The 13,584-nt window shown below is 64.6% G+C and carries 11 protein-coding genes; all 11 read right to left on the reverse strand.

Annotated elements, in window-relative coordinates; genetic code table 11:
* Positions 1-3 precede the first annotated feature (3 nt).
* Positions 4-381, reverse strand: a complete 378-nt coding sequence (locus ACSQ3I_RS10555) for a hypothetical protein (RefSeq protein WP_435998598.1) — start codon at positions 379-381, stop codon at positions 4-6.
* 181 nt (positions 382-562) lie between these two features.
* Positions 563-2,077, reverse strand: coding sequence for an aldehyde dehydrogenase family protein (locus ACSQ3I_RS10560; protein ID WP_435998600.1), 1,515 nt, complete (start codon positions 2,075-2,077; stop codon positions 563-565).
* Position 2,078: 1 nt separating this feature from the next.
* Positions 2,079-2,585: a (2Fe-2S)-binding protein gene (locus ACSQ3I_RS10565; RefSeq protein WP_435998996.1), complete on the reverse strand. Its 507-nt coding sequence runs from the start codon at positions 2,583-2,585 to the stop codon at positions 2,079-2,081.
* Between the two features lie 2 nt (positions 2,586-2,587).
* Positions 2,588-5,767, reverse strand: coding sequence for a molybdopterin cofactor-binding domain-containing protein (locus ACSQ3I_RS10570; protein ID WP_435998602.1), 3,180 nt, complete (start codon positions 5,765-5,767; stop codon positions 2,588-2,590).
* Entirely contained in the window at positions 5,767-6,636 is an 870-nt protein-coding gene (locus tag ACSQ3I_RS10575; RefSeq protein WP_435998604.1) for an aromatic ring-hydroxylating dioxygenase subunit alpha, read from the reverse strand. The genes ACSQ3I_RS10570 and ACSQ3I_RS10575 overlap by 1 nt, the downstream gene beginning before the upstream one ends.
* Before the next feature lie 14 nt (positions 6,637-6,650).
* Positions 6,651-8,030, reverse strand: a complete 1,380-nt coding sequence (locus tag ACSQ3I_RS10580) for an amidohydrolase family protein (protein ID WP_435998606.1) — start codon at positions 8,028-8,030, stop codon at positions 6,651-6,653.
* 42 nt (positions 8,031-8,072) lie between these two features.
* Positions 8,073-9,635, reverse strand: a complete 1,563-nt coding sequence (locus tag ACSQ3I_RS10585; RefSeq protein WP_435998608.1) for a GMC family oxidoreductase — start codon at positions 9,633-9,635, stop codon at positions 8,073-8,075.
* Positions 9,635-10,243, reverse strand: coding sequence for a thiamine pyrophosphate-dependent enzyme (locus tag ACSQ3I_RS10590; RefSeq protein ID WP_435998610.1), 609 nt, complete (start codon positions 10,241-10,243; stop codon positions 9,635-9,637). Before ACSQ3I_RS10590 ends, ACSQ3I_RS10585 begins: the two co-directional genes overlap by 1 nt.
* Positions 10,240-10,740: a thiamine pyrophosphate-binding protein gene (locus tag ACSQ3I_RS10595; protein WP_435998612.1), complete on the reverse strand. Its 501-nt coding sequence runs from the start codon at positions 10,738-10,740 to the stop codon at positions 10,240-10,242. The genes ACSQ3I_RS10590 and ACSQ3I_RS10595 overlap by 4 nt, the downstream gene beginning before the upstream one ends.
* A 93-nt stretch (positions 10,741-10,833) precedes the next feature.
* Positions 10,834-11,766: a LysR family transcriptional regulator gene (locus ACSQ3I_RS10600; RefSeq protein WP_435998614.1), complete on the reverse strand. Its 933-nt coding sequence runs from the start codon at positions 11,764-11,766 to the stop codon at positions 10,834-10,836.
* Complete coding sequence (locus ACSQ3I_RS10605) at positions 11,767-13,569, reverse strand: adenine deaminase (protein ID WP_435998616.1); 1,803 nt, start codon at positions 13,567-13,569, stop codon at positions 11,767-11,769.
* Positions 13,570-13,584: the final 15 nt, after the last annotated feature.

A 13,584-nucleotide genomic window follows, 5' to 3' on the forward strand; every position in this document is an offset into this window, starting at 1 on the left:
GCCTCAGTTCTTTACTGCCTCGGAATAGTCAACGAGTTCGACGGCGGCGAGGATTTCCGTACCTTCCGGAAAGTCCTCGGCGTCGAAGGCGCCGTTGGGGAAGAAGGCATCGAGGGCAACGACGTCGGACAGCTTGCCGACTTCGAGGTAACGCGGTTCGAAGCTGAGATAACGCTGGCTGTCGGAGTGGATCACCACGCCGCTGACGAGGTCGTTGCCGTGGCTGTTGACCAGCGCATAGGGCTCGACGATGACGCTTGCGCCTTCATAATCGGCTTTGAAGCGCAGGCGATTCTCGATGATCTGGATAATATCGTCCGCGGATGCGTTGCCGCGGTTCTGGTTGCCGAGAAGATCGGAAATATTCAAACGAATCGACATGGCGATGCCCCTTCAATCGGTGTTCAATACGCGGCGCACGGGACCACATCGCCGCTGCTTTGGCAATTGAAACCACTGTCATACTGGCAATAGAGTTACCCGTTTCTTCGACTATTATTGGGTAGGCTGCGGTTAATGAGAAAACATAACCGTTGCAATGTACGAATTTGCTGCCTCGATTTCAGATCACCGCGCAAACCGTCTTCGTTTCCAGGTAGTTTTCCAGCCCCGGAGCGCCATTCTCGTAGCCCCAGCCGGATTCCTTGTGCCCGCCTTTCGGCAATTCCGGCGAAAAATACGAGTGGCAATTGATCCAGACGGTGCCGGAGCGGATGCCGGCGGCGAGGCGATGCGCGGCGCTGAGGTTTTCGGTCCAGACGCTGGCGGCCAGGCCATAGGGGCTGTCATTGGCGAAAGCGAGTGCCTCTTCCGGCTCGTCGAACGGTGTGACGGCAACGACCGGTCCGAAAATCTCCTCGCGCATCAGCCGCATGCCGGCGCGTACACCGGTGATGACTGTTGGCTGGAAGAAGGTGGAAAACTCGCCGTCCTGCCGCCCGCCGGCAACGATTTCCGCGCCATCGGCAGCGCCTTCCGTCACGAAGCCTGCGACCCGATCTGCCTGCTTGCGGTTGACCAGCGGGCCGAGATCGATGTCGGGGTCGAGACCGTGGCCGAGGCGCATGGCGCCTGCTGCCGCGGCAAGGCCTTCCACCACCTGCGCATGGATGGAGCGGTGGGCATAGACACGCGAACCGGCAACGCAGACCTGGCCGGCATTGGCGAAGATGCCGCGCGCCACGCCGGGGATGGCGAGCGCCATGTCGGCATCCGGCATGACGATGGCCGGCGATTTGCCGCCGAGTTCCAAGGTGAGTTTCTTCAGGTTGCCGCGGGCGGCGCCGACGATCAGCTTGCCGACCTCCCTCGAACCGGTGAAGGCGACCTTGGCGACGTCGGGATGGGCCGTCAGCGCCGCGCCGACCGTCTCGCCAAAACCGGTGACGATGTTGACGACGCCGGGCGGCAGTCCGGCTTCCAGCATCAGTTCGCCGAGGCGCAGCGCCGTCAGCGAGGTTTCTTCGGCCGGTTTCAGCACCACGGTGCAGCCGGCGGCGAGCGCCGGCGCAAGCTTCATCGCCGCCATCAGCATCGGCGAGTTCCAGGGGGTGATCGCCGCGACGACGCCGATCGGCTCGCGGGTGGTGTAGGCAAAAATCTTCTTGCCCGGCGGCTGGTAGCCGATCGATGTCGGAATGGTGGTGCCGAGGATCTTTGTCGCAAAACCGCCGAAATAACGGAACTGCTCGGCCGAGGCCGGGATCTCGCCGAAGCGGCCGGTCTTGAAGGATTTGCCCTGGTCCAGCGTTTCCAGCTCGGCCAGTTCGTCGGCATGGGCATCGATCAGGTCGGCGATGCGCCACAGCAGTTTTCCGCGGGCCGATGGCGTCATGCCGCGCCAGGCATCGCTGTCGAAGGCGGTGCGAGCTGCCGCGACGGCGGCATCGACATCCGTTGCCGTGGCTTCGGCGAGATCGGCAAGATGCTGGCCGCTGGCCGGATCGTGGCTGGCAAAGGTACCGCCGCCGCTGGCAGTGAGCCATTGCCCGCCGATCAGCAGTTTTTTGCGCTTTTCTGCCAAAAATGCTTTCGCGCCCGCCGTCTGCGGTTCGAAAAGGCGGATGGACAGGGTCATGTCAGTCTCCCGGCCTCGCGGCCTGTTGGTGTGCCTGCTGCAGCAGGCCGGCGGCGCGCAGGGCGCCACGGATGATCGAATGATAGCCGGTGCAGCGACAGAGGTTGCCTTCGAGGGCGGCGCGGATATCCGCTTCGTCGGCAAGAGGATTGTCACGCAACAGCGCCGTCAGCGCCACGACGAAACCCGGGGCGCAATAACCGCATTGAAAGGCGGCCTCTTCCACCAGCGCCTGCCGGATCGTCCGGGTTTCCGGAAAGACGTCGAGGCCTTCCGGGCTGACGATGTCGCTACCGCCGATCTGCCAGGCCATGACCAGGCAGGCATTCACAGGCACGCCGTCCTTCAGCACTGTACAGGCGCCGCAGCGGCCGATGCCGCAGGCGGTTTTCGAGGCCGACTGACCAAGATGGTCGCGCAGGATTTCGGAAAGCCGCGTTTCGGGTTTTACCACGCAGGCTTGCGCTTCGCCGTTCAGGCGGAATGTCACCGGAATGGTCGGCATCATCGTCAAGGCAAGGCCTCCATGGCATCGAGAACCGCTTCCGGCGAGAAAGGCGAGATTGGCGGCCGGTAGCCGATCGCATCGGCCACGGCATTGGCGATGGCCGGCGTCACCGCGCCGATGCCAAGCTCACCGGCGCCGCGCGGCCCGAAATCGTCGCCGGCATCCAGCCCTTCCAGCGCATGGATGCGCATGATCTGTGGCGTATCGGCAATGCCGGGCAGCATGTAGGTGTCGAGATTGGCGGTGATATAGCGGCCCTCTTTCATCGCCGCATCTTCGGAAAGCGTGAAGCCGAGGCCCTGCACCGCCCCGCCCTCCATCTGGCCGAGATAGGCGGCGACATCCATCACCGGGCCGGCGGCCGTGTGCTGCACCAGGTCGAGCACGCGCACCTGGCCCGTCAGGCGGTTGACCGCCACCCGCGCCAGGCAGGCTCCGAAGGCGAAGATGTAGCGGGCGTTGCCCTCCGTATAATTGTTCTTCGGGAATTCGTAGGCGACGGTGACGCTTGGCCGCTTCTCAGGTGGAAGCACCGCGGCCAATTCCTTGTAGGTCATCAGCAATTCGCCGCTGTTGCTCAACCGTTCGGCGATGCCGCCAGGGACGAGACGCAGGTCGTCTGCCTCTCGGGACAGCAGCCGGGCCGCAGCCTCACAGATTGCCTTTGTAAATTGCGGCGCGGCAATCTGCGCCGATTTCCAGACGACGAAGGTGCCGCGCGAGGCGGTGGTGGAGCCGGATTCGGGCGCCAGCGCCGTGTCGCCGGTCACCGGGCGGATGTCGGCGCGGCCGCAGCCGAGCTCGGTCGACACCGCGGACTGGATGGTGACGAGCAATCCCTGGCCCATCTCGTCGAGCCCGTAGGCCGCCTCGATTGCGCCGTCGCCTGAAAGCGATAGTCGCCCACCGGCCGGATCCGGCACCAGCGAGCCGAGACCGTTGCCCTGGTAGTTCATCGCCATGCCGATGCCGACGATCTCGGTGCCGTCGGCGGAAAGACCGCGCGGCTCTCGCCAGAGCGGGCTGGTTTCGGCGGCCAGCAGCATTTCATTCAGCCGTTCGGAAGGCGCGACGTCCTGGCCGAGATAACCCGGAGCGCCGACCGGCTTGAGGTTGCGGCGGCGGATCTCCACCGGCGTCAGGCCGCAGCGTTCGGCGAGATGGTCCATCTGGCATTCCAGTGCATAGGTCATCTGGTTGGCACCGAAACCGCGAAAGGCGCCGCAGGTACCGTTGTTGGTGTAGGCAAGCCGGCCGCGAGTCGAGACATTGTCGATGACATAGGGGCCGCCGGCATGTTCCAGCGCCGTTTCCAGCACGCCGGGTCCGAGCGAGGCATAGGCGCCGGCGTCAGCCAGCACGTCGACCTCCTGCGCCAGCAGCCGTCCGTCGGCATCGCAGGCGGTGCGCATGCGAATGGTCATCGGGTTGCGCTTGGTGCCGGCAAGCACCGATTCGGCGCGGCTGAGCTGCAGGCGCACCGGCTGGCCGGATTTGATGGCCAAAAGCGCCAGCGCCGGCTGCACCGTCAGTTCGTCCTTGCCGCCGAAAGCGCCGCCCGTTGGGCTTGTCACCACCCGGATCCTGTCTTCCGGCATGGCGAGAATGCGGGAGAGTTGCAACCGGTCGCGCGAGCCGTGCTGGCCACCGACGAAGACGGCGAGCGAACCGTCCGGCTCGACGCGGGCATGACCGCCCTCGGTTTCCATGAAGCCATGCATCTGGCGCGGCGTGACATAGGTGTCCTCGACGACATGCGCCGCCGCGGCAAAACCGGCCGCGAGGTCGCCGCGGGAAAAATGCAGGATGTGCTGCAGGTTGCCGCTCGCATGAATGGCGGGCGCGTCATCCGCCAGCGCCTGCTCCGGCGTGGCGACGACGGGCAAGGCCTCATATTCCACCTTGATCAGCGCCAGCGCCCGTTCTGCCGTGGCGGCATCGATGGCCGCGACCGCGGCAACGGCATCGCCGACATACCGCACCTTGTCGTAGCAGAAGGCCGGCTGATCCTGGACGACGATGCCGAAGGCATTTTCGCCGGGCACGTCGCGATGGGTGACGACGGCGGCAACGCCCGGCAGCGCTTCCGCGGCGCGCGTGTCGATGGCAAGGATCCGGGCATGGGGAATACCGGCGCGCAGGATGCGGCCGACCAGCATGTCCGGAACCCGGTGATCGGTGAGATAGGCGAAACTGCCGTTTACCTTCGGCGGCAGGTCAGGCCGCACGAACCAGCGTGCCTGCTGTTCCCGCCGATCAAGCCGGATCTCGCCAGGGAGCGGAGGAGCAAGGGGAGGAACGGCGGAAGGGAGCCAGCATCCTGGCGTTTGCCCCGATGTCGGCAAGGCGCCGGCAAGACCGTAGGCCAGGGCATTGGCGGCAGCCGTGCGGCGATAGCGGCCGCTGCGGAAATCGTCGTCGGGTGCTTCTATGGCGGAGAACAGATCGTGCCGGAGCTTTTGCCAGTCGCAGGCCGCAAGCGATTGCCCGGCAAGCGATGTTTCAACGGCACGCAGCCGCATTGGGCGGACGATGCCGCCGCCGACCGCAAGGCGCGCCGCCAAAATCCTGTCGCCGTCGATGTCGAGCATGCCGGCCACGCCGATGACGCTGGGCGTGAAGGCGGCCCGCAGCCCGATCTTGCGTTGTGTCCAGCGGCTATCCGCCGTCATCGCCGGCAGGCGGATGGCGGTGATGATCTCCGCCGGATCGACCGCCCGCGCCAGCCAATCGACAAGCTTTTCGCGAAAAGGCCCGGTGCGGCCAAAAATATCCAGCTCGGCATCCAGCGCAAGCAGAGCGGGCAGGAGACAGCCGGTGCGGCCGGCGACATTGCCACCGATGGTGCCGAGATTGCGCACGGCGGGTCCGGCCACCGTACGGGCTGCTGCCGCAAGCAAGGGTGATGCGGTTTGAATCCGGCGGTCGGTGGTCAGAACCGCCAGTGGCGTCGAGGCGCCGATATGGAGATATCCCTGTTCGACGGTGATGCCGGCAAGCCCGGGAATGCGGCCGAGATCGACCAGGGCGGACGGTTTTGCAAGGCCGCGTGCCCATTCCAGCTGAATGGCTGTTGCACCGGCGGCATAACGTCGGGTGCCGGCCGCCTCGTCCCGAACCATCGCCACGGCATCGGCGAGCGAAGCCGGGTGGAGGACGGAAAGCGCCGGCTCCTCCGCCATCAGGCCGCTCCCGCCGTCGTGCCGAAACGCACGCCCTTTTCCTTCAACCAGCGGCGATAGGCGATCGACGAGGAGTCGGCGCGCGTCGGGATTTCCGCCCGCGGTTCGAGCGGCAGCAGCAGCGGCCGCTGGTTCTCGACGATGATGCGGTCCTGCAGGAAGATCACCTGCTCGAAACGCAACAGGCTGGTGTGGCTCGATTCCCGGTCGACCAGATACATCACTGGCTGGGCGCGGCAGAGATCCTCCTCGATCGGCTGGATGAACAGCGCGATGGCATCCAGCCGGTCCGGTGCGGTCGGACAGACGCGGTAGAGCATCACAACAAAGGGCGTGGGCACACGGTAGGTCAGGTGCACGAAGGCGCCTTCGCTTTCGGTGGCGGCGATGCGCGGCTGGAAGAAGGTGCAGTTGGTCGCCCAGACCTCGTCGACATCGCGGCGGATCTCGCTGAGATAAGCCGGCACCTCCGTATGCGGTTCGGAACCGAGGATATCGGTATGCACGAAGGGGAAATGCGCCATGTCGAGGAAATTCTCGACGACGCGCAGGCCGGAGGCGCGCATCTTCACCCAGCCGCAGGGCACGAAACGGCGGTCGCTTTCGGCGGCTTCCGCTATCTCGAAGATATCCTTGTTCGGCGTGCCGAGCGTCGTCCAGATGCAGCCGTATTTTTCCTGTGCCGGCCGGGGAAGACCATACGCGCCATCGGCGAACAATTCACGCACCACCGGCTCGCCGGCCTCGTTGCGGTAAAGCTCGATGTCCTGTCCGAGCAGGCGGGTGCGTACGGGGCGCGCGGTGAGGTCCGCAGCGGTCTCGACCGCATACCATTCGTTGAGCGCCGCCTGATCGGTGGTCTTGGCCATGCTTGTCTCCCTCGTTATGCCTTGGTCCACTGCATCGTGCCGCCCTGGTTTTGTGCAAGCCATTCGGCGCGGCGGGCGAAGAGGCCGGGGGCGACGCGGTGGATCTCGGCGATGATCGCCTTGATGTCGGCGGTCTTCAGCACGCCGTCCTCCACCAGCATCTTGCCGTCGACCATGGTCATGGCGACGTCGCTGCCGCGCACGGCATGCACCAGATTGTGCTGCAGGTTGAAATAGGGACCGTCGGCGAAGAAGGGCGTCATGCGCGGCGTGTCGCACCGCACGGCGATGATGTCCGCCCGCTTGCCGACCTCCAGCGAGCCGATCTCATGGTCGAGGCCGATGGCCCTGGCGCCGAGGATGGTCGCCATGCGCAGCACCTGCCAGCTATCCATGGCGGCGGCGTCGCGATCCTTCAGCTTGCCGAGCAGCGAGGCGACCTTCATCTCCTCGAACATGTCGAAATTGTTGTTTTCCTTCTCGCCGTCCGTGCCGATGCCGACGGCGACGCCGGCCTTGATCAGGTCATCGACGAGTGCAATGCCGCTCGCCAGTTTCATGTTGCTGACGGGGTTGTGGGCCACCGAGACATTGTATTTCGAAATCATCTCGATCTCGGAGGGATCGATCCACACACCGTGAGCGATCATCGCCAGCGGCGTTTCGAAGAAACCCAGATCTTCCAGCGCGAACATCGGCCGCTTGCCGTAGCGTTTCAGGAATTCGGCGACCTCGATGTCCGCTTCGCTGCAATGGGTGTGAAAACCGGTCTTGTGTTTTTTCGCCATGTCGATGGCGCGGCGTTGGCCGGCCTCGTCGGCATAAAACAGGTGTTCCAGGCCGACCCAGACGTTGACGCGGCCATCCGCCTTGCGGTGCCAGTTTTCGATCAGCGCCTCGTTCATGTCGAGGGTGTCGAAATAGTCGTAGTCGGGATGCTCGCCTACATAGGGCACGGCGACGAGCCTGTTGCCGATCGCTTCGGCCACCTTGGCGCTGCCATCCATGTAACGCCACATGTCGACCACGGTCGTGGTGCCCGACAGCAGCGATTCGGCGTAACACAGCCAGGAGGCGGCCTCGGCCTCGTGCGGCTGCAGCATGCGGTGCATCGGGTTGATGTGCAGCGTCAGCCAGTCCCAGACCGGCAGGTGTTCGGCGGTGCCGCGCAGGAAACCGGAATGCGCATGGGCGTTGACGAGGCCCGGCATCAGCACCGTGTCAGCCGTTTTGTGGACGGCAGCGGCGGGATAGGCGGCCTTCAGGTCGGCCAACGTGCCGACGGCGGCGATGCGGCCGGCTTCGACCAGAACGGCGCCGTCGACGATGACGCGGTTGCCGGCATTCATGGTGAGCAGGGCATCGCCGGCGATGATTTTTGTCGTTTCGGTCATGGTCGTTTGCGGTCCTGTGTTTTGTCTTTTGACATGCAATTCTCAGGCCGAACCGAGAAGGAAGGCGGCGGCGCGCTCGCCGATCATGGTGGCCGGCGCATGGGTGTTGCAGGTCGGGATGATCGGGATCACCGAGGCATCGGCGATGGTCAGTCCGCCGATGCCATGAACATTCAACCGGCTGTCGACGACGGCCATCTCGCCCTTGCCCATGGCGCAGGTGCCGCAGGTGTGGAAGAAGGTGGAGCAGCCGTTGCGGATGAACTCGATGGTCTCCTGCCGGCTCAGAGGCCGATCGGGTGCGGCATAACCGGCAAAGAGATCGGCGTAAGCTTTGGTGGCCGCCAGTTCCATCACCGTTTCGACGGCGATGACAAGGGCATCGAGGTCTTCGGTTTCTGCCAAAAAATTCGGCTGGATCTCGACGGAGCCGAGCGGTTCGCCGCTCAGCAGGCGCAGATATCCCGTACTTTTCGAGCGCATCAGCCCGGCGCCGATGGAAAAGACGTCGCCGGACATGTCGTAGAGTTGGCGCAAACGCGGTTCGGCGCTGTTGCCTTGTACCGGGAAGGCATGCAGGTCAGATTGTGGCAGGCAGGCGCTGGATTTCCAGTTGATCATCGTGCCGCCGCCATTGCCGACGATGGGACCGAGCGGTTTTTTGGCGCGGAAGACGCAGGCCTGCACCAGCGGGTGATCCTGCAGGTTCTGCCCGACGCCCGGCAGGGCGCTAATGACCGGCAGGCCGAGCCGCTTCAATTCTTGCGGGTCGCCGATGCCGGAGAGCATCAACAGCCGCGGCGTATCGATGGCGCCGAGGGCGAGAATGATGCCCGAGGCGGCTCGGGTTTCGCGGACAAGACCATCGACCAGATGGCGAACCGCCGTCGCCCGGCCGTTCTCGACCGTCAGGCCGATGGCGAGCGAGCCGGTCAGCACTGTCAGCCGGCCGTTGTCGAGGATGGGATGGAGATACCCCTTTGCCGAACTCCAGCGCTGGCCGGCTGAGATGTTGAAATTGGCGGGCGTGGCACCCTCGTTGGTCTCGCCGTTGGGATCGTCGATGACGGGGATGTCGAGTTCGGCCGAGCCGCCGAGCATGGCTTCCGCCACCGGGTGGAGATCCGGAGGCCGCTCGATGCGCAAGGGTCCGCCCGCTCCGCGGAATTCCGTTTCTCCACCTTCCCAGTCTTCGCAATGCTTGAAATAGGGCAGCACGTCCTTGAAGGACCAGCCGTCGCAACCGGCATCCGCCCAGGCGTCGTAGTCCATCGGATGGCCGCGATACCACATCATGGCATTGATGGCGCTCGATCCGCCCAGCACTTTTCCACGCGGAATGCCGATGGTGCGGCCGTTGACCAATGGCGTCGGCGCGTAGTCGTAACCCCAGTCGTAACGGCTGCGGCCGAGCGGAACCCAGGCGGCGGGATTATCGATCTCGGCGACGTCGATGCCTGCCTCGCCGGCCTCGATGAGAAGGACCGTCGCGTTGCTGCCGTCGATCAGCCGCCGGGCGACGGCCGATCCGCCCGAACCGCTGCCGACGACGATGTAGTCATAGGCCTTTTCGAGCGGTCGCTGGGGGAGGAAGGGGACGGGCATCAGTTATGTTCGCTTGGGCCCATGATGACGATGCCTTCCGTCGCCTCGACATGGCGGACGAAAATATACTTGTCCTCGCGGCCGTCGGAATGCTTGCGCTTGATGTCGGGCTGCACCGTGCCGGCCACCTTGGCGACGACGATGTAAGGAACATCCGCCTTGAGGCCTGCCTCGCAATGTGCCTCGAATTCTTCCAGCGTGCGCGCCGTATAGGCATGCTCGACACCGGCGCCTCTGGCAATGGCGGCGATATCAACGCGGCCGAAGGCGGTATGGGTCGGCGGGCCGCCGATGGACTGGTAACACTCGTTGTCCCAGACGACGGTGAACAGGTTCTTCGGCTGCTCGTTGCCGAGCGTCGCCAGGATGCCGAGGTTGAACATCATGCCGCCATCGGTATCGAGCGAAATAACGCGCCGATGCGGCAGGCCGGCAGCGAGGCCCAAGGCCTGCGGCGTCACACAGCCGAGCTGTTGTTGGAACAGGCTGGCGGCGCGCATATGCGGCGCGGCATTGTACCATTCGTCGACGCTGGCGCCGAGGGAGAGGATCACCAGTTCGTCCTTGAGCCTGGCGGCGAGCTTCGTCATGCAGTCGAAACGTTTCATCGGACGATGCTCCCCCCGAGCGCGATGGCGGAGTGGTAATAGGCGTTGTAGGACCAGTTGTAGGCATCGACGATCGACTGTTCGATTGCCTCTTCCTCGCGCACGATGCGGTAGGGAATGCGCAAGGCATCCAGCACCGGCTCCATGGTGATGCCGTGCGGGATGGCCCACCAGTTGTTTTCGCCGAGTTCGCCGCGATAGCTCATCAGCATGACGACCGGGATGCCGGCGCCGAGGCCCATGCGGGCGAGCGGTTCCACCGAAGCGCGCAGGCCGGAGTTTTCCATCACCAGCGCCGCGCGCTTGCCCGACAGAAAAACGCCGCCGCAGATCGCCGCGCCTTCGCCCTCGTTGGTGACGCGGATAGTGCGTATATCAGGGTCGGCATCGAGCGCCGGATAAAGTTCCTTGAACAGCGAATCGGGCAGGTAGCAGACGATGCTCACCCCCGCCTTCTTCAGCCCGCGAATAACGGCATCGACCGCAGATTGCTTCATGGCAAAATCCTCATTTCGAAGCGAGGATCGCAGGCGCGAGGTGTTCCGAATAGTCCATCATTTCCGATCGACATGTTGCATCCTGGGCAACAACTACCGATCTTCAGCCGCGCCGATACGTTCGATGATCTGCGCCATCAGCTTGCCGAGGGCGGAGGCGGCGTCGGGCATTTCTTTTTCGGAGCGGGAGAGCAGCATCAGCTTGCGCGGATTGAACTTGGAATCGCGCAGAGGCACGAAAATCAGCGAGCCATCGTTGATTTCCTGCTCGATGCCGACACGGGTCTGCAACACCGCGCCCAGCCCGCGTTTCGCCATCTCGATCATCAGGCCGATGGAGTTGGTGCGCGAGCGGCGGTTGAGGTCGGTCAGCGAGCGGGAGAAGGTTTCTTCGACGGAACTCGACAGCATCAGGCTGGTATCGGAAAGGATCACCTTTTCCGCCGCCAGATCGAAAAGCCGCAATTCCTTCTTTTGCGCCAGTTTGCTGCCGGGAACGGCGAGCACGCCGAGCGGTAGCGAGGCCGTGGCGATGCGGCGGATGGTGCGCGGCACGCGGACGTCGAAGACCACGGCGAGATCGCATTCGCCCTCCGCCACCATGTTGGCCGCCTGCTGCGAGCCGACCACCTTGACATTGACGGTGATCGCCGGATGCCGGCCCCAGAATTCCTCCAGCGCCGCCGGCATGATGCCGCGCGCAACACTCTCGATCACCGCGACGGAGACCGTGCCGCGATGCAGGCCGTGCAGATCGTTGATTTCGTTGCAGGCGCGGTTGAGTTCGGAGAGGCTGACGCGGGCATGGTAGAGCATCAGCTCGCCGGCGCTGGTGAGTTTCAGCCGCTGCCGAACGCGTTCGAACAGCGGCGTGCCGAGCTCGTCCTCGAGCTGCCGCAGGATGCGGCTGACCGAGGACGGCGCGACGTTCAAAGCTTGCGATGCCTGCCGGATCGAGCCGAGCCGTGCCACCAGCTGGAAATAATGAATGCGGGTGGCGACCAGTCCGAGCCGGTAGGGATCCATTTACACCGCCTCGAACAGCGGCTGGATCGCCATTTCCGGCACCAGCACGTTGCCCTTGTCGGTGATGCGGATTTCCGGGATCACCGATAGCGGGATGAGGTTGAAGCCCATGTAGGCGATGGTGCAACCGGCCTTTTCCCACTCGACCTTCAGTGCCTTCACCTCGTTGGCCACGTCGTGGACGCGCTTGTCGGACAGGAGACCGGCAATCGGCAGGGCCACATGTGCCGTGACCTTGCCATCGAGCACGACGCAAACGCCGCCCTGGGTCTTGCCGATGGCCTCCAGCGCCACCTGCATGTCGGCCTCGTTGGTGCCGGCGATGATGATGTTGTGGCTGTCATGGCCGACAGACGAGGCAACGGCACCGTTCTTGAGGCCGAAATTGTTGAGCAGGCCATAACCGACATTGCCGCTCGACTTGCCGTGCCGCTCGATGACGGTAACGAAGCACAGGCCATGGCGGTCGAAATGCGTTTGCCAGTCGTTGGCCGGTTCCAGCGTGACCTTGACATGGCCGAGGGTGATGCCCGGAAGCTCGGTCTTGATCGTATGGGCGATCACCTTTTCGGTCGGCAGTTCCGGGGTCAGCTTGATTGCCTTCGGCAGCTTGACGGTGTGGTAGGCCGCTTCCGGATAACGGTACGGCTTTGAAAGTGCTGCGTCGAGAACAGGCGTGATCTTGCCGCCCTCGACCACCAGTTCACCGCCATACCAGGTGTTGACCGGCTTCAGGTCGTCGGAAAGCAGCACGATGTCGGCGCGACGGCCGCCGCCGAGGCCGCCGATCTCGTTTTCCATGCCGAAGCGAGTGGCGCCGTGCAGCGAACCCATCGCCCAGGCCTGTTCCGGCTTCATGCCGTATTTGATCGCCTCGCGGGTGACCCAGTCCATGCCGAACAGCAGCAGGTCGTCGGCGTCGCGGTCGTCGGTGCAGACGGCGATGCGCTTGTGCGAGGAACCGAGCTCGGTGATCGTCTTGATCGCTTCCGGCAGCGAATGCCACGGCGTCGTCGGCGGGCCGCCGCGCAGGAACAGCCAGACGCCGGCTTCGAGCAGGTCGTCGGCGATGTCGCGATCGATGGCTTCATGCGTGTCGCTGACGCCGGAGGCGGCGTAAGCGGCGACGAACTCGCGGCCGTAGACATGGCCCGAGACCGGCCGGCCGCGCGACAGGGCGGCGGCGAGGATGGCGTGGCTGCGCTCGTCGCCCTTGGCGACCGGCACGAAATCCATCTTCTCGCCCAGCGCCACGGCTTCCGGCCATTTGTCGAACAAAGCGGCGATCTTCTCCGGCGTCAGGTCGCCGCCGGCGGTTTCCAGTTCCGGCGAGGTGGCCGGCACGGTGCTCGGCACCGTCAGGAAGATCGACAGCGGCGCTTCGCGGGCATCCTCCAGCATCGCCTCGACGCCGGCGACGTCCATGACGTTGCCGATCTCGTGGCTGTCGCAGAAGATCGTCGTCGTGCCGTTGAGGAGGGCGGCTTCCGCATAGGCGCAGGCCGTCACCATCGAGGATTCGATGTGGATATGCGGATCGACGAGGCCCGGCGCAATGATGCCGCCGCGGGCATCGTAGAGCTTGGCCGAGCCGCCCTTGTAGGTGCCGGCCGGCTTGACAGCGGCGATACGGCCGTTAGCCACCCAGATCTCCTTGCCCGGCAGGATCCGCTCGGAATAGGTGGAGAGCACGCGGGCGTCCTTGATCACCAGGTCCGGCGCGGTACGGCCGGAAGCGACGTCGGCGAGCCGGCGTGTCATGGTCGACAGCGGCGCGACGGAAAAGCGGGTCAAACTGCTCATGGGGTCATCCAATCG

It is taken from the genome of Rhizobium sp. LjRoot30, assembly GCF_964253915.1.
In the GTDB taxonomy this organism is placed as follows: domain Bacteria; phylum Pseudomonadota; class Alphaproteobacteria; order Rhizobiales; family Rhizobiaceae; genus Metarhizobium.

Excerpts from the sequence above, each read along its gene's own strand:
- ACSQ3I_RS10600 (WP_435998614.1), bottom strand. The coding sequence starts at position 11,766 with ATGGATCCCTACCGGCTCGGACTGGTCGCCACCCGCATTCATTATTTC.
- ACSQ3I_RS10585 (WP_435998608.1), bottom strand. The coding sequence starts at position 9,635 with ATGCCCGTCCCCTTCCTCCCCCAGCGACCGCTCGAAAAGGCCTATGAC.
- ACSQ3I_RS10580 (WP_435998606.1), bottom strand. The coding sequence starts at position 8,030 with ATGACCGAAACGACAAAAATCATCGCCGGCGATGCCCTGCTCACCATG.
- ACSQ3I_RS10575 (WP_435998604.1), bottom strand. The coding sequence starts at position 6,636 with ATGGCCAAGACCACCGATCAGGCGGCGCTCAACGAATGGTATGCGGTC.
- ACSQ3I_RS10555 (WP_435998598.1), bottom strand. The coding sequence starts at position 381 with ATGTCGATTCGTTTGAATATTTCCGATCTTCTCGGCAACCAGAACCGC.
- ACSQ3I_RS10565 (WP_435998996.1), bottom strand. The coding sequence starts at position 2,585 with ATGATGCCGACCATTCCGGTGACATTCCGCCTGAACGGCGAAGCGCAA.
- ACSQ3I_RS10590 (WP_435998610.1), bottom strand. The coding sequence starts at position 10,243 with ATGAAACGTTTCGACTGCATGACGAAGCTCGCCGCCAGGCTCAAGGAC.
- ACSQ3I_RS10570 (WP_435998602.1), bottom strand. The coding sequence starts at position 5,767 with ATGGCGGAGGAGCCGGCGCTTTCCGTCCTCCACCCGGCTTCGCTCGCC.
- ACSQ3I_RS10560 (WP_435998600.1), bottom strand. The coding sequence starts at position 2,077 with ATGACCCTGTCCATCCGCCTTTTCGAACCGCAGACGGCGGGCGCGAAA.
- ACSQ3I_RS10605 (WP_435998616.1), bottom strand. The coding sequence starts at position 13,569 with ATGAGCAGTTTGACCCGCTTTTCCGTCGCGCCGCTGTCGACCATGACA.
- ACSQ3I_RS10595 (WP_435998612.1), bottom strand. The coding sequence starts at position 10,740 with ATGAAGCAATCTGCGGTCGATGCCGTTATTCGCGGGCTGAAGAAGGCG.